Here is a 19540-nt window from a genome sequence, read left to right on the forward strand (position 1 = left end):
GCCATGGCGGCCAGCGCAGCGACGGAGCGCCACGCGAGCCGCGCGCGCGGGGCAGGCAGTTGGACGCGCTGGCGCAGGGACAGCGCGTTGAGGGTTGCGGCGATCGCGTAGGCGATCGCGATGGCTGCGGCGGCGCCCGCGATGCCGTGCTGCGGCACGAGGGCAACGTTCAGCGACAGCTTGAGCAGCGCGGCAGCGGCAAGGTTGACGGCGGGCGCCCTCAGCTCGCCCATGCCCTGCAGCAGGGCGGCGCTGACCGCCTGCAGCGTGCCTCCGGCGGCGGCCAGCCCAACGAGCGCCATCGTACCGGAGCCGCTGTCGTCGCCGAACAGCGCCGTATTGATCGGCGCCGCAAGCAGCGCCAAGCCCACTGCTGCCGCGCAGCCGAACCACCAAGCCATCCGCAGCGCAAACGTCGCCCGCCCGACGAGCTCTCCCTCGTCTCCGCGCGCCCGGGCGGCCGTCAACGCGGGCACAAGCGCGGCCGCCGCTCCGGACGCGCCTAGAATGACCAATTGCAGCAGCGCGATTCCGCGACTGTAGATGCCGAACTGGGCGAGCGCCCACGATCCGCCCTCGTCGAGCAGACGAGGGATGGAGAACGCATCGATCAGCGCGAACATCGGCGCGACGACCGAGGCGATCGCCACCGGCACGGCAACCCGAATAATCCGCTTCACGAGCTCGGTTCGAGTCTCGCCCCAGATGACGACCCGTCCGGCAGGTCGACCCGCAGCGACGTTACCCTCGCGACCGGCCAGTGTCGACTCTGTCACCGTCCCGTCCTCTCCGGTACGCTTCCTGACACCGTCCGATCGTCCGGAAAGCTCGCTCGCCCTTCCGGCTGCCACCGTCTCTACAACAGCCTCTCCCGCCGCTCCGAAGCGCTTCCTGGCTCCGGAAGCCCGAAGGACGACCGGCTCAGCTGCTCGCCGCCGGTCACGCGCGGAGAACCAGGCCATAACAAGCAGCCCGGCAATCGCTCCCGCCGCCAAACCGCCGTGCACGGCCGCCGCCGTGGCGGAAGCCGACCATGCCCCGCCCAGCGCGACCGCCAGCGCGACGAGCATAAACGCCACTCTCGCCATCTGCTCGACGAGCTGGGACACCGCCGGCCCAAGCATCTGCATCCGGCCCTGGTGATAGCCTCTGAGCACAGCCGTGGCGGGAGCGAACAACAGCGCGAGCGAGGACATTCGAATGGCCGGAGCCGCCGCTTCCAGCCCCATCCATCGGGCGAACGCGTCCGCTCCCAGCCACAGCGCGAGGAACATCGCCAGTCCGATAAGCCCGATGAGGCCGCCGGCCCAGCGAAGCACGCGCATCGCGCCCTCTTCGTCGCCCTTCGCCGCCTTCTCGGCGACCAGGGCGCTGACCGCCACCGGGATGCCCGCCGAGGCCAGCGTCATCCACATGATCGCCAGCGCGTACACGGCGGTATACAGTCCGAACACTTCGTCTCCGGCCAGATTCTGCAGCGGAATTTTCTGCAAGGTGCCGATCAGCTTCGTCAGCAGGGCCGCTCCTCCGAGCAAGGCGGCCCCTTGCCAGAGCGCTTTTTTCCCCGGACTCCCGGTTTCGTATTCGATTCGCATGCCGCCCATTCCCCATTCCTTGGTCGAACCGCTTCCGCATTTCTCCGTCCTGTTCCCGTGACTTGATTATAATCGAAAGCCGTAAAGCAAAAAAGCTTCCCTAAGAACGGGAGCGAAGCCATCCGTCCGGGGAAACTTTTTCGTCCATTGCGCTCTGTCTTACTGCTCCATCTGCTTCGCCAGGAAGCCCGCGGCCGTCTCGACCATCTTGCTCTCCATTGCGCCCATCTTCACCGAGTCGTCCTTGCTGAGCAGCACGACCGTGCCGATCGGATCTCCTCCCGCCACGATCGGCGCCGCTGCGAACGAGCTGATCGACTCGGATATGTCCCTGAGCACCTCGTGGCTGCCCGGAGACGACTCGAGAATGATTTTGCGATTCTCCATGCAGCTTTCGAGCAGGTTGCCGATCGCCTTGTCGAGATATTCCTTCTTGGAGACGCCGGCCACCGCGATGAACGTATCCCGGTCGGAGATCATGGCGATGTGCCCCGTGCTCTCGGACAACGATTCGGCGTACTCCTTGGCGAAATCGCCCAACTCGCCGATCGGTGAGTATTTTTTGAGGATAACTTCACCGTCGCGATCCACGAAAATTTCCAGCGGATCTCCTTCCCGAATGCGGAGGGTGCGACGAATTTCTTTGGGAATGACGACTCTTCCGAGGTCATCGATGCGGCGTACAATTCCGGTTGCTTTCATGCTCGTGTTGCCCCACTTTCGTTGATGTATTCGCTCTGCTGCTGCCGCCGGCGCGGATGGCTTGCCAGCCTGTATGACGAACCTTGTACAGTCGGAAAAAGAGATCTCGAATCGTAAGGGTAGTATTCAACCTCTCCCATTTTCTTATGCGTTCGCCCTCGGCTGACGTATTCCTCCAGTCGAGACGGCTTTCGTCTCGTTCCGTCGGGGGTGCATGGGGGACGGGGCTTGGCCCTTCATCCGTCCATTGGCTATTTTAGCATGAACGACCGCCCGGTTTCCTCTTTTCTCCAACGCGGTTTTGGACGTTAATGGCGTTTGTAGAGCGTTCTAGCCAGCCGAAATGCCAACTTTTTCTAGTTTCTCCCGTTGTATCCCCGTTTTCCGCCGCATAGCTCCCTTTTCTGTTTTCGACAACCGACTTGTTCTTGTCCGGCACTCGACTTGCCCTTGTCCCGACGCCTAATCCTATTTTGATCCGGCACACCACTTATCTGAGACTCAGCATGCGCGCTCATCCGCCGCCCGGCCTCGACTTGGCGACCGAGTCCTCCGGGTCAACCGCGCCGGCGAAACCGCCGGAAGAGCTTCTTGCGATCAGCTTCCAGATCGCCTGCGCGGCCTGCTTCACCGTGCGCGGCTTGGCGTCGGTCGCCTCGTCCAACAAGCGGAACGGCCTGGCGAGCCGCGGCAGATGCAGCGACGCCTGCTCGATCAGCCCGTCGTCGAACAGCAGCTCGACCGTGCCGGAAGCGAGCAGCCTGCCGTCCTTGAGCAGCAGCACGCGATCCGCCCATTCCGCAGCGAAATCGACGTCGTGCGTTGCCACGACCACCGTCATTCCGGCCGAGGCCATCTTCTCCAGCAGCGCCTGAAGCTCGTCCCGGCCTTTCGGATCGAGGAAGGACATCGGCTCGTCGAGAATGATCAGGTCCGGCCTCATAGCCAGCACGCCGGCAATGGCGACCCGTCTCTTCTGGCCGTAGCTGAGTTCGAAGGGAGACCGCTTGCGCATGCCGTCCATGCCGACGCTGGCCAGCGCCGTCTCGACCCGTTCCTCCGCCTCCTCTTCGGACAATCCCATGTTGCGGGGGCCGAATGCCACGTCCTCCTCCACCGTCGAGGAGAAAATTTGATCGTCCGGGTCCTGATACACGACGCCGATTCTGCGCCGCAGCCGCTCTCCGTTGTCCCGCTTCACCGTCTCCCCGAACAGCCGAACCTCTCCCGCCTGGGACAGCTCCAAGCCGTTCAGCAGAGAGATCAGCGTTGACTTGCCCGCTCCGTTCGGCCCCATCAGAGCGACCTTGGAGCCGACGGGAATCTCGAAGGAAACGCCGCCGAGCGCCTTCAACTTGCCGTAAGAGAAGCTGACGCCTCGGACTTCTACGGCCAATTCCCCTTCGTCACGCCTACTCGACCTGACAGCCGCCTCTCCCGTCCCTGTTGCGTGCACCTTTTCTCCTTCTCCCCGAGGACATTCCTCTGTACGCGTTTCCCCGCTTCCTCCCCCGGATCGTTCCCCTGCGCGCGCCTTTTTTCCTTCTTTCGGGTACCGTTCCTCTATGCGCATTTCTCCCCTGGCTCTTTTCCCGGAACGCACCTTATTCGTCGTCTTCTCCCCCTCCAGTCCGCCTCTGGCCGACATGGCGATGTAGATTCTTTTGCTCCGCTCGTACGACCGCAGGAACAGTACGCCTGCCAGCTCGCCGAACCGCTTGTAAGTTCGCGGCCCCCAGCGCCAGCCTCGGAAGCTCATTCCCCGCGCCCGCTGCGCCTTAAGCATGCTTGCCGCCTCTTCCTTAAGCAGAAAGAAGTATCTCACCATCAGCAAAATCAGCTCCAGCAGCACGGCCGGCACCCCGACGGAGCGCAAGCTGCGCAGAAGCGTGAACAAAGGCGTTACGGCCAGCAAATACGTGAGCAGCAGATTGGCGACGGCCAGCTTCAGAAGGATGACGGCAGCCTTAAGCACGCCTTCTTCCGTAGCGACGAATCCAAGCCCTGTCCAAACCGCGGTCCCTTCGGTATGAAAGGGAATAAAAAGCGCCGCCCCCGCTCCAAAAGGCAGCAGAAGCAGCATGCGACCGACAATCCATCTTATGGATATTCCGCACCAGAGCAGCAGGAGCAGGAGAACGCCCCCGGCCGCCGCCAGTACATAGGGATTCCCCGTCGCCACCGTCGCGCACAGCAGCGCGGCGACCGCCCACAGCCGGCGGGACGGCTTGGCGATCAACGGATGGATCCCTTCCTGTTCATGAAGCGTAACGATCGCCTTGCTCATTCGCGGCCTTCTTCTCTTTGCTTCGCCGACAACGGCCTGCTGATCGCGTAGAGCACGCCGAACAGGATTGCCGCTCCTATGACGCCTGCCAAGCCGACCTTCAGCATAGGCGACGAGATGCCCGGAACCTCGTAATCCGGAATCCAGGCCCTCCAGGAAGGCTCGCTCGCCTTCTCCAGAAAACCGTGATCCTCCGCGACCCGCTCCAGTCCGTCCGGATGAGGAGATGCGAAGTAAGACACGATTCCGGCAGCCAGCAGCGTCACGATGGCCATCACCAGCCATTTGCGCTTCTTGCCGGTCACCTCCACTCGCGCATCGCCCGTATCGGCCCGCTCCGCCGACCGTTCCTTTGTTTCATTCACGGGATCTCTCCTGCTCATACCGCCGACGCCTCCTTGCTTGCGGAAGCCGAGTCGAACGTCACGTTCCGCTCCGCCAAATAAGCGACGACCAGCGCGGTGACCAGACCTTCTCCGATGCCGATCAGACTATGCCAGCCGGCCATCGCCGTCAGCGCGACGTTGAGCGGGAACGTACCCGACCACGCCAGCAGCACAGCGACGGCGCAGGAAGCCGCTACGATCGAACACCAGGCCGCCAGGAACGTGACCGCCTTGGTCGCCTTGCCGCGAAGCAGCGTCAAGCCCAGCCGATAGACGCCGTATCCGACGTAAGAGCCGATGACCCCGGAACAGAAAATATTCGCGCCCAGCACGGTCAACCCTCCGTCCTGGAACACCAGAGCCTGCACGATCAGCACCGCCGACATCATGACGACGCCTACCGCCGGCCCGAATAGAATCGACGCGAGCGCCCCGCCGAGAAAGTGTCCCGACGTCGCTCCGGACACCGGGAAGTTCAGCATCTGCGCCGCGAAGATGAAAGCCCCGATCAGCGCGATCTTCGGCACCTCCGGCCGTGCCAGCGTCATTTTCGTCTTCTTCAGCCCGTAGGCGATCGCCCCCGCGCCGAGCGCGCCGGTCGCAATGCAAGCTTTCGCATCCAGAAAGCCGTCCGGTATGTGCATTTTCTCTATCCCCTCTGCGATTTCGTATGTTGTATTATTTGTCAGGGACCTGCCTTTTTCCTGCTAGATCGGGTTTGCATACACGCCCTAGATCGTCAAGTGCTTCATCACGGCAGGATCGTCCAGGTCCTCGCGGCCGCCCTGCCATACGATCGAACCCTTCTCCATAATGTAAAAGTAATCTCCCACGCTGCGAACGAAGTCGAGACTTTGTTCCACGAGCAGGATCGCGGTTTTGCCTTCGTCGCGGATCGAGCGGATGACGTCCTGGATGTCGTCCACGATCGACGGCTGAATGCCTTCCGTCGGCTCGTCGAGCACGAGCAGATCCGGCTCCGCGATGAGCGCCCGCGCGAACGCGAGCTGCTGCTGCTGACCGCCGCTCAGGTCCCCTCCTCGGCGCTTGTAGAACGTCGGCAGGATCGGGAACTTCTCGACGGCCTCCGGCGGAATGTCCTTGCTGCGCCGCTTGGCGGAGCTCCGGCGGGCTTCAAGGCCGATTCGCAAGTTCTCGTACACCGTCAGTTGAGAAAAAATTTCGCGCCCCTGCGGGACGTAACCGATGCCCCGCTTCGCCCGTTCTCCGGGAGCCCGCTTCGTCACGACCTCTCCCTTGAACGAAATTTCGCCTTTTCTCGCTTTAAGCAGCCCCATAATGCTCTTCACCAGCGTCGACTTGCCCACGCCGTTGCGCCCCATGAGACAGACGACCTGGCCCGGCTCCACCCTTAGCGACACGTCCCGCAAAATGACGCTTTCCCCGTAACCCGCTTCAAGCCGTTGAACCGACAGCATCGTAATCCCGCCTTTTCCTGCCCAGGTACACTTCCGCGACCCGGTCGTCTCTTTGCACCTCGTCCATCGAGCCCTCCTTCAGCAGCTTGCCCTCGTGCATGACGGTCACCTTGCTCGCGAAGTTCCGCACGAACTCCATGTCGTGCTCCACGACGACGACCGTGCGCTTGCGCACGATTTCCCGCAGCAGCTCTCCGGTCTTGTCCGTCTCCTTGTCCGTCATCCCCGCCACCGGCTCGTCGAGCAGCAAAATCTCCGGCTCTTGAAGCAGCATCATGCCGATCTCCAGCCACTGCTTCTCTCCGTGGGACAGCAATCCGGCGCGCAGCCGTTTCTTGTCTTCGAGGCCGATCAGCTCCAATTCCGCATCCACCCGTTCACGGTCCGCCTTCGTCATCGCCGCTCTCAGCGTTGCCCATACGCCGCGATTTTGCGCCATCGCGATTTCCAGGTTCTCCTCGACCGTCAGGCCGGAGAAGATCGAAGGGGTCTGGAACTTCCGTCCGATGCCGAGCTGCGCGATCTCGTGCTCCTTGCGCCTCGTGACGTCTACCGTACCTTTGAGGCCGCGGAACTCGACGACGCCTCCGGCCGGCTTCACCTTGCCGCAGATTGCGTCCAGCATCGTCGTCTTGCCCGCCCCGTTGGGACCGATCAGAAATCTCAGCTCGCCTGAAGCCAGCTCCAGACTCATCTCCTGCACCGCCTTGAACCCGTCAAACGACACCGTTACTTTTTGGCACGATAGAATCGAGGGTGATTTCATTTTCGCTCCGCCTCCTCAGAATGGCCTGGCGCGCTTGCCGGATCAATCCGACAATGCCTCCGGGCATAAACACGGTCACGATGATAAACAACGCCCCGAGCAGAAACAGCCAGAAGTCCGGATAAGAAGCGCTGAGCTGGCTTTTCGCCTGGGTCAGGAGAATAGCTCCGATGACGGCGCCGATCAGCGTTCCCCGGCCCCCGATCGCCACGAGCAGCACGAGCTCGATCGACGGCACGATCGCCATCATCGTCGGGGAGATAATGCCGACGTGGAGCACGAACAGCATGCCCGCCAGTCCCGCGAGACCGGCTGACACGGCAAACACCGCCATCTGGTAATAAGCCGGATCGTAACCGAGAAACCGCGTCCGGTTCTCCCCGTCCCGGATCGCCCTAAGCACCTTCCCGAACCGGCTGTTGACCAAGTACCTGCAGACCGCGAACGCCGCGAGAAGCGCCGCCGCCGTCGCCAGATACGCCAGCGTCTTCGCCGTGCCCGACGTCAGACTGTATCCGAACAGCTTCGTATACCCGGTCAGGCCGTTCGTTCCTCCCGTGTAAGCCTGCTGTCCGACGAACAACGTAACCGTAATGATGACGAGCGCCTGAGTCAGAATCGTAAAATAAACGCCGCGAATCCGATTCCGGAACGTGAAGAAACCGAGCAGCAGCGCCAGCGCCGAAGGAAGAATCAGACCCATGGCGGCGGCGAAGGCGAAGCTCTTGAACGGCTCCCAGAACCACGGGAGCTTCGTCAGCCCCATCCAGCCCATGAAGTCGGGGATGCGCGAGCCTCCGGCGGCCAGCTTCAAGTGCATCGCCATCGCGTAGGCTCCCAGTCCGAAGAACACGCCGTGGCCCAAGCTCAGAATGCCCGTGTAGCCCCACAGCAGATCGAGTCCGAGCGCGACGATCGCGAACGCCAGACATTTCGCAAGCAGATTCAACCGAAAATCGTTCAAATATAGCGGCGCCGAGAACAGGGCGGCGGCAGCGGCCGCATAGCCGATCAGCAGCCAAGCCCGGCGCGGCAGGCGGGACATCCATTGCACCGCGATCACCTCCATTGCGCGAGTTCGTTGTTGCGGGACGGCTGCTTAGCCGTCCAACGAGCGGGACCGGACCGCGAACATCCCCATCGGCTTCCATTGCAGGAAAGCGACGATGCAGAGGAACACGAGTACCTTGCCGAGCGAGGCGTCCGTCCACCATTCGAACAGCGTATTGAACACTCCGATGCCGAGCGCTCCCGCGACCGTGCCGACCAGCTTGCCGACTCCGCCGAGCACGACGACCATGAACGCGTCGACGATATAGTACGTGCCGATCGAAGGGCCGATCGGCCCGATCAGCGTCAGCGCGCAGCCGGCAATGCCGGCGATGCCGGAGCCGATCGCGAACGTGAACGCGTCTACTCGCCTGGTCGAGATGCCGAGGCAGGCTGCCATGTCGCGGTTCTGCATGACTGCCCGCATCCGCCGCCCGGCGTTGCTGCGGTAAATATACAAGTACATCGCGAACAAGCAGAACGCGACCAGCGCGATGATGAACAATCGCTTGTAGGGCAGCACGACGCCCGGCATGAGCGCCCAGCCTCCGTCCAGCCAAGTCGGGCTCGACACCGCCACGTTGGGCGCGCCGAAGATCGTCCGCGCCAGCTGCTGCAGCATCAATCCGACGCCCCAGGTGGCGAGCAGACTGTCGAGCGGCCGACCGTACAAGAAACGGATGAGCGTCACTTCGAGCAGATAACCGATCGCGAAAGCCAAGACGAAGCTGGCGAGAAGAGCCACCGGAAAATAAGCGTCGAACAGGCTTCTGGGCAATGCCGATTTGAAAATTTGCTGCGTCATATACGCCCCGTAGGCGCCGATCATGATGAATTCCCCGTGCGCCATGTTGATGACTCTCATCAGGCCGAACGTAACGGCCAGACCGAGAGCGATGAGCAGCAGAATCGAGCTGACGCTAAGCCCGTTGAACAGCTGCGAAATCCAGATCTCCATCCTCGTAACCCCCGTCTCTCACTGGCCGCATGGACAAGCGAGGGGAAGCTCCGGCTTGCACCGGACACTTCCCCAGCCGAGACCGCGACCGCAGCGTCGTTATTCGCTCAAGCCCTTCGCCCACTCATAAGTAGCCAGATACGGGTCCGGCTTGACGGGGCCGCCAGAATTCCACAGCTCCACGATCTGGCCGTCTTCCTTGATCTCCCCGATGCGAACGGTTTTGTAGATATGCTGGTTGTCGCCGTCGATCGTCACCTTGCCCTCGGGAGCGTTGAATTCGATCCCCTTGGCCGCTTCCTTCACTTTGTCTACCTCGAACGAGCCCGCCTTCTCGACCGCGGCCGCCCAGAGATAGACCGCCACGTAACCGGCTTCCATCGGATCGCTGGTCACGCTGTCCTCGCCGTATTCCTTCTTGAAGCTTTCGACGAACACTTTGTTCTCCGGCGTATCCGTCGTCTGGAAGTAGTCCCAAGCGACCAGATGTCCGGTCAGGTACTCCGCTCCGATCCCTTTCACTTCTTCTTCCGCGATGGATACCGAGACCGTCATCAGGTCGGCGGAAGTAATGCCCGCATCCTTCAGCTGCTTGAAGAACGCGACGTTGCTGTCTCCGTTCAGCGTATTGTAGACGACATCCGGCTTCGCTTCCTTGATCTTGGCGATAATCGTCGTGTAGTCCGTATGTCCAAGCGGCGTATATTCTTCGGCGACGGTCTCTCCGCCGTTAGCGGCGAGCTGCGCCTTGATGATCTTGTTCGCGGTCCGCGGGAATACGTAGTCGGAGCCGAGCAGAAACACTTTCTTCTTGCCTTGCTCAAGCAAGAAATCGATGGAAGGAACGATCTGCTGGTTCGTGGTTGCGCCCGTGTAGAAAATGTTGGGGGAAGATTCCATGCCTTCGTACTGAACGGGATACCACAGCAGACCGTTCAGCTCTTCGAATACGGGAAGCATCGCTTTCCGGCTCGCGGACGTCCAGCCGCCGAACACGGTTGCGACTTTGTCTTCCGACAGCAGCTTGCGGGCTTTCTCGGCGAACGTCGGCCAGTCCGATGCGCCGTCTTCCACGACCGCTTCGATCTGTTTGCCGAGCACGCCGCCTTTGGCGTTGATCTCCTTGATCGCCATGAGCTCGGAGTTTTTCACGGTTACTTCGGAGATGGACATCGTTCCGCTCAAGGAATGCAAGATGCCTACCTTGATTTTGTCTCCGCTCGCCGCCGCTTCGGACGCCGATGCGGACGGCGAACCTGTGGCAGAGGCGCCTCCCGCTTCGTTGTTCTTGTCGCCCCCGCAGCCCGCCAACACCAAACTTGCCGCCAACACCGTTGCAAAACCTTTTAACCAGCCGACTTTCCTCATCCTTCCACTCCCCAATCCTTTGTTTTGGTTTTTCTCTATTTACGAACGTTCAGGTCTTGTTACGACCCGGTCGTTCGTTAGTGACATTATATGGTTATGTTAGTTTTTGTGTCAATATAACTTACATAAATTACTGAAATTCGAATCTTTAGACGTGTTTTTGCTATATTGTGTTATGTATTATTACCCAAATATAACACTATCGGCAGCGGAACTCCGGAGACTCTCTTCGAAAAACAAGAAGGAGCCGTCTCAAAGGCAGGTTTAGTCGCCTGATGAGACAGCTCACTTCTTGAATGAATCCGCTGAAATGAAGAAATGACGGGCGTGTGAACGAAGGGAGGGGGGGGGAAGCTGCAACTCGTGTGCGCCGGGTTAGAATGCCGGAACGACCGCAACCCCGTAAGTATCTTCAATGAATTTTTTCACTTCCGGCGTCGTCAGCGCGGCGTCGAGCTTCTTCACCGCTTCGTTGTTCTCGTCTCCGGTCCGAACGACGATGATGTTCGCGTACGGAGAGTTGGCGTCCTCGCGGAACAGAGCGGAGTTCGGATCGATCTTCGCCTCCAACACCAGGTTCGTATTGATGATCGCTCCGTCCAGATCCGGCAAGGAGCGCGGCAGTGTCGCGGAATCGGCTTCGATGAACTTCAGGTTCTTCGGGTTGTCGACGATATCCTTCGGAGTCGCTTCGTAAGTCGTGATTCCTTCCTTCAGCTTGATGAGACCTTGGCGCTCAAGCAGCACGAGCGCGCGATATTCGTTCGACGGATTGTTCGGAATTCCGATTGTCGCCCCTTCGCCGATCTCGTCTTTCGACTTCAGCTTGTTGGAGTAGAACCCGATTGGTTCAACGTGAACCTTCGTCGTTACGGCGAAGTCGTAGCCCTTCTCGCCTTTCACCGAATCCAGGTAAGGAACGTGCTGGAAGTAGTTCGCGTCGATCTGCTTGTCGTGCAGCGCCGGATTCAGCTGCCCTTCGTCGTCGAATACGACGACGTCCAGGTTTACGCCTTGCTCCTTCAGAGCGGGCTTAACGAAGTTCAAAATGACGGCGTGGGGAACGGCCGCAGCTCCGACCTTCAGCGTCACTTCGGACGCCCCGGACGAAGACTGCGAAGCGGACGGAGATGCGCTGCCCCCGTTGTTGTTTTTCGAGCCGCAGCCCGCCAGAACCGCGCTTGCCAGCACTAACATCGAAATAAGAACGACCCCATTTTTCTTCTTAGTCATAACCCTTCACTCCTGATTTATATTTGTTTTGACCTTGTTACTCCGGCTTGTATCGCCTTCTGTTAATCGATCGGACGATCGAATCTCCGGTCCACTGAAGGACCTGAACGAGCAAAATAATGACGATGACGGTAGCGAATAAAATATCTTCCCGGAACCTCTGGTAGCCGAACCGAATGGCCAAGCTGCCCAGCCCTCCCGCTCCGATCGCCCCGGCGACGGCCGTCAGCTCGGTAATCGCGATGACCGCGATCGTCAAGCTCCGCACCAGAGCCGGCAGCGCTTCGGGAATCAGCACGCGGAAGAGGATGTCCAGCGGCGAGGCGCCGAACGACTTGGCCGCTTCCACTTTCCCCGATGCCACTTCCTTGAGCGCGCTCTCCACGATCCTTCCCAGGAACGGCGCGGCTCCGATCGACAACGACACGACCGCGGCCGTCGGTCCCAGAGAAGTTCCGATAACCCATCTCGCCACCGGGATCAGCAGAACGATCAGAATAATAAACGGTAGAGAACGGACACCATTGATCGCCAGGCTAACGATCTTGTGGATCGGACGGTTTTCCAGAACGCCTCCCTTCTCGGTCGCCACCAGCGTAATCCCCAGCAGCATCCCGAGCAAAAAGGCGAAAAACGACGACCAGACGAGCATGTACAGCGTTTCTCGCAAACCCTCCCACAGCAATTCGAACAAGTCGTCTCTCATATGCCGGCTCCGACCCCTTCCACCGCGAGCTTCCGCTTCTGCCGATATCGTTCGACAATGTTGACGAATCGGCGGGCGGTATCGCTCTGAGGATTGAGAAAGAACTGATCGACCGTTCCGGTCTCGACGATCTCCCCTTGCTCGATGACAGCGACGTTATTGCAAATGTGCTGGAGCACTTCGAGCTCGTGCGTAATCAGCACGACCGTCAATCCGAGCTGCTGGTTAATCGACTGGAGCAGCTCCAGAATCGAATAGGTCGTCTGCGGGTCCAAAGCCGAGGTGGCTTCATCGCAGAGCAGCACGTCCGGCTCGTTCACCAGCGCGCGGGCGATTCCCACCCGCTGCTTCTGACCTCCGCTGAGCTGAGACGGATAGTGTCCGGCTTTGTCGGAGAGCTGCACCATCTCCAGCACCTCCGTCACCCGTTTGCGGATGAACGTCTTATCCCGACCGGCCACCCTCAAAGGGAAGGCGACGTTCTGAAATGCCGTTTTGCCGTCGAGCAGGTTGAACTGCTGGAAGATCATGCCGATCTTCTGCCTGGCTTCGCGAAGCCGCTTGCCCTCCAGCTCCGTAATGACCGTATCGCCGATTGCGACCGTCCCTTCGTCGGGTTCCTCCAAACGGTTCATGCAGCGCACCAACGTGGATTTACCGGCGCCGCTGAAGCCGATAATTCCGTAAATGTCCCCCTTCTCGATCGTCAGGTCCAGTTTGTTCAACGCCTTGAACACGCCGCTTGCGGTTTTGTAGGACTTGCTGAGATTGCTTATCGCGATCATGTCCCTCACTCCTCGACAAAAAAACCAAGCCAACGCACACGGAATCACGAAATTCCGCCGCATCGCTTGGTTTCCAGTTGACTGGTCAACCCTATAATCCCAAGTAATTCAATTGGTTTTTATTTAATTTATTAGAAAAACCGCGAGTTGTCAACCGTAATTATTGGCAAAAAAGACGTTCGAACCTTCCCGCCGCTCAGGCAGGCGATTCGAACGCCTTATGTTTAGGTCGATTATTGAGCGGACGCCGACTACGACGCACTCGGGGATTCGCTTGGAGACTCAGCCGGCGATTCTGCCGGGGATTCCGACGCGCTAGGCGATTCGGAAGGCTCCTGAGGCAACGTAACGACGATGCCCAGCTTGTCCTGTTCGCTGACGATATATTCGTTCAGCTTGGTCGAAGCCAATTGCATGCTGATCGATTCCTTCGACTCCTCGGACAGCTTGTCCGCGGAAGTCGCTTCCTCGCGGCTCTCGACCTTGATGACGTGGTAGCCGAATTGCGTCAAGACCGGCTCGCCGATCTCGCCGACCGGCTGCGTGTTGGCCGCTTCCTTGAACTCCGCGACCCAGTCTCCGGCGACTTGCTTCTCGTACAAGCCTCCGTTGTTCTTCGATCCGTCGTCCGTGGAATATTCCTTGGCCAGAGCTTCCCAGTCCCCACCGGCTTCGAGCTTCGCCTTCACGTCTTCGGCCGTCTTGAGCGCCTCTTCCTCCGACTTCAGCTCGGCTCCCGTGTTGGGATCATTCGTTCCGATCAGAATATGGCGGACCGTGACGACGTTATAGTCGGACGGAGCTTTGTCGAACTCCGCCTTGATCTCTTCGTCCGTTACCTGAGTTTTGAATTCCTCGCCCTTGGAGGAATAGTAAGATTGGAATTTAAGCGTCTCTTCGTAGAAAGCGACCATGTCGGCCACGCTAAGGTCGTTATCCTTCAGCTGCTGCTTGAAATCCGGCTGCGTGTTGCGCGCCTTCTCCACGTTCTCCTTGAACGTCTTGGAGTCCTTCTTGACCTTGTCCTTCTCCTCAGCGGAGATTTGGTCGCCGAGCACCTTGGCCGCGATGTACTGCTTCACCAGCTGCTCCTTGATTTGCGGGATGGACGCGTACATGGCGATCTGGCTGTTGCCGCTCAAAATCTGGTAAGCGATATACTTCTCGAACTCTTTATCCGTTACCTGTCCCCCGTTATTGTAGGTAGCAATTACGGTATCTTTCTCCTTCTTGCCGCACGCGGACATCAGTGCGACCAGCATGACCGCCGCCAGCGTTAACAAAGCGAGCCGACGATACGGCATGCTTCTATGGTGCAACATCCTGTAGTTCCCCCTTCGATTTTGTCGCTTCTTTGTATTGTACCAGAAAATCCTCCAAGAGCGCCAATAAAGCGTTCTCATCCAACCCTCGTGCCTTGAAGCGGATCATCGGCTGCGGATCGCCCAGAGCGGATGCCATCCGGCCTTGGAATTTCGCCTCCAACGCCTTCAGCTTCTTCTCGTCGATATCCGCGCGGCGGCGCTGCTCCAGCTTCAACGTCACGTCGTCGCCCCTGCGAACGATCGACTCGATGCCGTATTTGCGCCCGTACACCTTCAGCCTGGCGACCGCCATCAGATTGAGCACCGCTTTAGGCGGCTCTCCGAAACGGTCGATGAGTTCCTCGAACAAATCTTCGACGTCGTCCAACGAGGCGGCGGCGGCCACCTTCTTGTAAATTTCGATTTTCTGAATGCTGTCGTAAATGTATTCCGGAGGCAGGTAAGCGTCCACGCCCAAGTCGAGCTGCGTGTTCACCGGCAACGGAGGGACGACGTCCCCGCCCAATTGCAGCTTGCGGCTCTGAATCTCTTCCGCCAGCATCTGGGAATACAGGTCGAAGCCGACCGACGCGATAAATCCGTGCTGCTCCGCGCCGAGCAGATTGCCCGCTCCGCGGATGGACAGATCCCGCATGGCGATCTTGAAGCCCGATCCCAATTCCGTGAATTCCTTGATCGATTGCAGGCGCTTCTCCGCCACTTCGGTCAACACTTTGTCCCGTTGATAGGTAAAGTAGGCGTAAGCGATCCGATTCGAGCGCCCCACGCGTCCGCGCAGCTGGTAGAGCTGCGACAGCCCCATTTTGTCCGCGTCGTGCACGATCAGCGTATTGACGTTCGGAATGTCGACTCCGGTCTCGATAATGCTCGTGCTGACGAGCACGTCGTATTCTCCGTCCAGGAAGTCCAGAATCGTCCTCTCCAGCTCCTGCTCCGACATCTGGCCGTGCGCCACGGCGATTCTGGCATCGGGCACGAGCGCGCTGATCTGCTCCGCCGTCTGGTAAATTCCCTGCACCCGGTTGAACAGATAATAAACCTGTCCGTCGCGGGCCAGCTCGCGTTCGATCGCCTCGCGAACGAGCGTCGCGCTGTATTCGACGACGTAAGTCTGCACGGGGAACCGGTTCTCCGGCGGCGTCTCGATGACCGACAGGTCTCGCACGCCCAGCATCGACATATGGAGCGTGCGAGGAATCGGCGTTGCCGTCAGCGTCAGCACGTCCACGTTCGTCTTGAGCTTCTTGAGCTTCTCCTTATGCGTCACGCCGAAGCGCTGCTCTTCGTCGACGATGAGCAGCCCGAGATCCTTGAACACGATGTCCTGGGACAAAATCCGGTGCGTTCCGATGACCACGTCGACGGTGCCGGCCTTCAATCCTTTGATCGTCTCCGTCTGCTCCTTGCGGCTCCGGAAACGGCTCAGCACCTTGATGTTGAACGGATAGCCGGAGAACCTCTCCCGGAAAGTCTCGAAGTGCTGCTGCGCCAGAATCGTCGTCGGCACGAGCACGGCTACCTGCTTGCCCTCGATCGCGGCCTTGAACGCGGCGCGTATCGCCACCTCCGTCTTGCCGTAGCCGACGTCTCCGCACAGCAGGCGGTCCATCGGGCGCGGGGTCTGCATATCCTTCTTGATCTCCTGGATCGCCCGCAGCTGGTCCGTCGTCTCTTCGTACGGGAACATCTCTTCGAATTCCTGCTGGTACGGCGTATCATCGCCGAAGCCGAAGCCGGTCGTCGCTTGCCGCTCCGCATAGAGCTTGATCAGATCGTCCGCGATATCCTGCACGGAAGAACGGACCTTCGACTTGGCCCGGTTCCATTCCGCGCCGCCGAGCTTGCTGATCTTCGGCTCCTTCTCCTCGTTGCCGACGTATTTCTGGATCAGATCGAATTGCTCTACCGGTACGGAGAGACGATCTCCTCCCGCGTATACGATGTGAAGATAATCTTTGTGAATGCCGCCGACTTCAAGCGTTCCAATGCCGAGATACTTGCCGATGCCGTGATTCTGGTGCACGACATAGTCGCCCACCCTCAGCTCGGTGTAGCTCTTAAGACGCTCCGCGTTGTCCAGATGACGATCGACTCTTCTGGCCTTGCGCTGCTTCTGCGTGAACATTTCGCCTTCGGTAATGACGACCAGCTTGATGGCAGGCAGCTCGAAGCCGCTTTGCAAGTTGCCCTGCAAAATCTCCGGAGGCTCGATCTGATAGTCTTCAAGCACCCGCCTCATCCGATCGGCTCGCTCCGCGTTGCCCGCGAGCATCAAAATTCGGATGCCGCTCTTGCGCCAGCGCTCGGTCTCGGCCTTCAACACGTTCATCTGACCGTGGAAGTTCTGCATCGAGCGGCAGACGAAGTTGATAATATTTTGGGGCTGCGTATGCGGAATTTGCCGGACGAAGAGCGACAGGTAGACGGTCTGGAACCCTTTCGGATAGAGCGCCTGCTCCGCCGATACGGCCAGCACGTAACCCGGAAGCGACTTGCCCTGCTGGAGAAGATGGGTCGTCCACTCCGACTCGTCGCGTTCCAGCTGGCGTGCCGTTTCTCCGAGCCTGTTCGGTTCGTCCATCAGCAGGATCGTATCTTTCGGCATGTAGTCTAGCAGCGTCTGGCGTTCCGGATAGAGCAGAGAAATATATTTGTAAATCTCGGGAAAATACACATTTTGTCGCAAAAGCTCAATTTCCCGGGAAATCTCGGAGCTCAGCCGCTCCTTGGCCTGCCGGTCGGTCATTCTCTCCAATTGCTTGTCGAGAAGGTCCCGGGCATGCTGGGCCGCGTTCTGGAATCTCCTCTCTACGGCGATCCATTCCCGGCTCGGCTGCACGGTATACGTCTCCACCTTGTCGATCGAACGCTGATCGGCCGGATCGAACGTGCGGATGGAATCGATCTCGTCGTCGAACCATTCGACGCGATAAGCGAGCGCGGAAGCGAGCGGGAAGAAGTCGACGATGCCTCCGCGCACGCTCATATGGCCTTTCTGTTCGACCCGATCGACTCTCTCGTAGCCGAGCTCGACCATTCTGCGCAGAAACTGCTCCATCGGCAGATTCTCTCCGACGCGCAGCACGATGTGCGCCTCCGACATCGTCTGGCGATCCGGGAGGAATCTCCGAACCCCCGCGAACGGCACGACAATAACGCCGCGGAAGCCATCCGCGAGCTTGAGTACGGCGTCCAGCCGCCGCGCGGACGTCTCCGGGCTTGAGATTGCGGTCTCCGCGGCGATCAGCTCGTTGGCGGGATACAGCAACACCTCGTCCGACGATAGACACTCCTGCAGGTCGTCCGCGATTTTCTGCGCCGAGAACATATTGTGCGTAACGATGAGAATCGGCCGCCCCAACTCCCGATACATGCCGGCGATCGCCGCCTGCCTGGCGGAACCGGATAAGCCCGCGACGAGCTGCTCCCGCATTCCGCTTTTCAGTCCTTGAATGACGCTGATGAGATCGGGATCCTTAACGAGCGATTGGATTAACGGCTTCATGGCATTTCCCCTCTCCGAAACCAACCTTCCACGACCGACGCGCCCCCGTCTCTCCGAAGCGCTGCTGCGCGCGCCCCGGTTAACTGCGCTCGATCGTCGAAGCCAAATGAATAATATACTGCCTGCCTCAAATCGCGCCTAGGAAATCAAGAAAAAAGCCCCGGCACATGCCAAGGACTCCTTGAGGATGTCGGAACGTGATGCTTTCGGCGCTTATTGCAACGGATTGGACAGCAGCGCAAGCTCGGGATTCGCATCCAGCGTCTGGCTGCAATAATCGCAGATTACCCGTACGGTCACGTCCCCGTTGGAATTATACGCTATTATACGCTTTCGCTCTTCGGGGGTCAAGAATTGCAGGCCCAGCCGGTATTCGCCCACCTCCGAATGATTGAAGCTTCCTAGCGACATGCCGCAATGGCGGCAAATATAGTTCACAGTCATAGCTATGCCTCCTGGAGTGAGCATATGCGGCATCCTCCGCATCTCTATCCAGTATTCCCGCAAGCAGCCATTTTTAACGATTCGGCAAGATAAAATCCGCTTTAGCCTTTCGAGTTAAATTTTGCCATTGTCTGTTCGAACGTATGCGCCAGAGCGTATTCGATCGCGTCGCAGGCCTCTTCAACCGAACGCTGCAGCGCTTCCTTCTCCGACTTCGCGAAGCCCGACAGCACGTAATCGGAGATGACCATTCCCGGCTCCGGCCTGGAGATGCCGACGCGAACCCGGTTGAACGTCTGCGTGCCCACATGCTGAATGATCGACTTGATCCCGTTGTGTCCGCCGGGGCTGCCTTGATACCTGAGCCGGATTCGGCCCACTTCGGTGTCCAGGTCGTCGTAGACGACGATCAGGTCTTCCAGCTTCGCCTTGTAGAAGTCCATGAAGGCTCTTAACGACTCGCCCGACAGATTCATATAGGTCATCGGCTTAATGAGCGCGACCTTCGCATCGCCGACTCTCGTCTCGCCCACCAAGGCCCTGAACTTCTGCGTGCCGACGTCCGCGTTCAGTCTCCGGGCCAGCTCGTCGACGACCATAAATCCGGCATTATGCCGCGTATTCGCGTAAGCGGCTCCGGGATTTCCTAATCCGACAATCCAACGCATAACGATATTCATCCTCCCAGTCCGAACAATTTCGTCAAAAAAATCGACAGCCGATGCAACGATTGCAATTTCTCGCGTGTCCTATTCATTACAGATTCCAGAGAGAGGGGTGAATTGACGTGTACATGAACGGGCAGATGATCTATGACGATCAGCATTTCCTGGATCACATGTCTTCTCAGGTTCCGGTTCAGATCTATTGCGGACGGCGGCACAGCGACATCGGTTTCATCGAATATTATGGCAAAGAATTCGTTCAGGTCAACAGTATTTTCTACAACCGCAAGCAATTTACCTTCGTATCTCGTCCCGGATATTGATCG

General features: G+C 59.3%; 18 protein-coding genes. 1 reads left to right on the forward strand and 17 read right to left on the reverse strand.

The features are described 5' to 3' along the window. The 17 genes from ACESLM_RS12200 to pth all read right to left on the reverse strand — a co-directional run. Positions 1 to 1595, reverse strand: a 1595-nt coding sequence (locus tag ACESLM_RS12200) for an oligosaccharide flippase family protein (RefSeq protein WP_372631851.1), incomplete at its 3' end; no start/stop codon positions are given. A 159-nt stretch (positions 1596 to 1754) separates the two neighbouring features. Then, positions 1755 to 2297 carry a stage V sporulation protein T gene (spoVT, locus tag ACESLM_RS12205; RefSeq protein ID WP_372631852.1) on the reverse strand — a complete coding sequence of 181 codons (543 nt, stop codon included), beginning with the start codon at positions 2295 to 2297 and terminating at the stop codon, positions 1755 to 1757. A gap of 514 nt (positions 2298 to 2811) precedes the next feature. Beyond that, positions 2812 to 4584, reverse strand: coding sequence for a cobalt ECF transporter T component CbiQ (cbiQ, locus tag ACESLM_RS12210; RefSeq protein ID WP_372631853.1), 1773 nt, complete (start codon positions 4582 to 4584; stop codon positions 2812 to 2814). Further along, positions 4581 to 4949, reverse strand: a complete 369-nt coding sequence (locus ACESLM_RS12215; RefSeq protein WP_372631854.1) for a PDGLE domain-containing protein — start codon at positions 4947 to 4949, stop codon at positions 4581 to 4583. The genes cbiQ and ACESLM_RS12215 overlap by 4 nt, the downstream gene beginning before the upstream one ends. A gap of 14 nt (positions 4950 to 4963) precedes the next feature. Further along, complete coding sequence (locus ACESLM_RS12220) at positions 4964 to 5614, reverse strand: energy-coupling factor ABC transporter permease (RefSeq protein ID WP_372631855.1); 651 nt, start codon at positions 5612 to 5614, stop codon at positions 4964 to 4966. An 87-nt stretch (positions 5615 to 5701) separates the two neighbouring features. Continuing rightward, entirely contained in the window at positions 5702 to 6409 is a 708-nt protein-coding gene (urtE, locus tag ACESLM_RS12225) for an urea ABC transporter ATP-binding subunit UrtE (protein WP_372631856.1), read from the reverse strand. Continuing rightward, on the reverse strand, positions 6387 to 7175 hold the full coding sequence (gene urtD / locus ACESLM_RS12230; protein WP_372631857.1) for an urea ABC transporter ATP-binding protein UrtD: 789 nt from the start codon (positions 7173 to 7175) through the stop codon (positions 6387 to 6389). The genes urtE and urtD overlap by 23 nt, the downstream gene beginning before the upstream one ends. Beyond that, a complete protein-coding gene (gene urtC / locus ACESLM_RS12235) occupies positions 7126 to 8220 on the reverse strand; it encodes an urea ABC transporter permease subunit UrtC (RefSeq protein WP_372631900.1) in 1095 nt (364 codons plus the stop codon). The genes urtD and urtC overlap by 50 nt, the downstream gene beginning before the upstream one ends. 54 nt (positions 8221 to 8274) lie before the next feature. Next, complete coding sequence (urtB, locus tag ACESLM_RS12240; RefSeq protein WP_372631858.1) at positions 8275 to 9183, reverse strand: urea ABC transporter permease subunit UrtB; 909 nt, start codon at positions 9181 to 9183, stop codon at positions 8275 to 8277. Between the two features lie 99 nt (positions 9184 to 9282). Beyond that, entirely contained in the window at positions 9283 to 10551 is a 1269-nt protein-coding gene (gene urtA / locus ACESLM_RS12245; protein ID WP_372631859.1) for an urea ABC transporter substrate-binding protein, read from the reverse strand. Between the two features lie 375 nt (positions 10552 to 10926). Beyond that, the gene (locus ACESLM_RS12250; RefSeq protein ID WP_372631860.1) at positions 10927 to 11784 is read right to left on the reverse strand and encodes a MetQ/NlpA family ABC transporter substrate-binding protein; all 858 of its coding nucleotides are present in this window, start codon (positions 11782 to 11784) and stop codon (positions 10927 to 10929) included. 37 nt (positions 11785 to 11821) lie between these two features. Then, positions 11822 to 12490, reverse strand: coding sequence for a methionine ABC transporter permease (locus ACESLM_RS12255; RefSeq protein ID WP_372631861.1), 669 nt, complete (start codon positions 12488 to 12490; stop codon positions 11822 to 11824). Continuing rightward, a complete protein-coding gene (locus ACESLM_RS12260; protein ID WP_372631862.1) occupies positions 12487 to 13275 on the reverse strand; it encodes a methionine ABC transporter ATP-binding protein in 789 nt (262 codons plus the stop codon). The genes ACESLM_RS12255 and ACESLM_RS12260 overlap by 4 nt, the downstream gene beginning before the upstream one ends. A gap of 251 nt (positions 13276 to 13526) precedes the next feature. Continuing rightward, positions 13527 to 14597, reverse strand: coding sequence for a peptidylprolyl isomerase (locus tag ACESLM_RS12265; RefSeq protein ID WP_372631863.1), 1071 nt, complete (start codon positions 14595 to 14597; stop codon positions 13527 to 13529). Continuing rightward, entirely contained in the window at positions 14584 to 18105 is a 3522-nt protein-coding gene (gene mfd, locus ACESLM_RS12270) for a transcription-repair coupling factor (RefSeq protein ID WP_372631864.1), read from the reverse strand. The genes ACESLM_RS12265 and mfd overlap by 14 nt, the downstream gene beginning before the upstream one ends. A gap of 213 nt (positions 18106 to 18318) precedes the next feature. Next, positions 18319 to 18549, reverse strand: a complete 231-nt coding sequence (gene fin / locus ACESLM_RS12275) for an anti-sigma-F factor Fin (protein ID WP_094048593.1) — start codon at positions 18547 to 18549, stop codon at positions 18319 to 18321. Between the two features lie 101 nt (positions 18550 to 18650). Then, positions 18651 to 19217, reverse strand: a complete 567-nt coding sequence (gene pth, locus ACESLM_RS12280; protein ID WP_372631866.1) for an aminoacyl-tRNA hydrolase — start codon at positions 19215 to 19217, stop codon at positions 18651 to 18653. Between the two features lie 125 nt (positions 19218 to 19342). Here pth and ACESLM_RS12285 point away from each other — a divergent pair, with 125 nt between their 5' ends. Then, positions 19343 to 19537: a hypothetical protein gene (locus ACESLM_RS12285; RefSeq protein WP_372631901.1), complete on the forward strand. Its 195-nt coding sequence runs from the start codon at positions 19343 to 19345 to the stop codon at positions 19535 to 19537. Positions 19538 to 19540: the final 3 nt, after the last annotated feature.

Origin of the sequence: Cohnella sp., assembly GCF_041641335.1 — a bacterium.
Lineage (GTDB): Bacteria > Bacillota > Bacilli > Paenibacillales > Paenibacillaceae > Cohnella.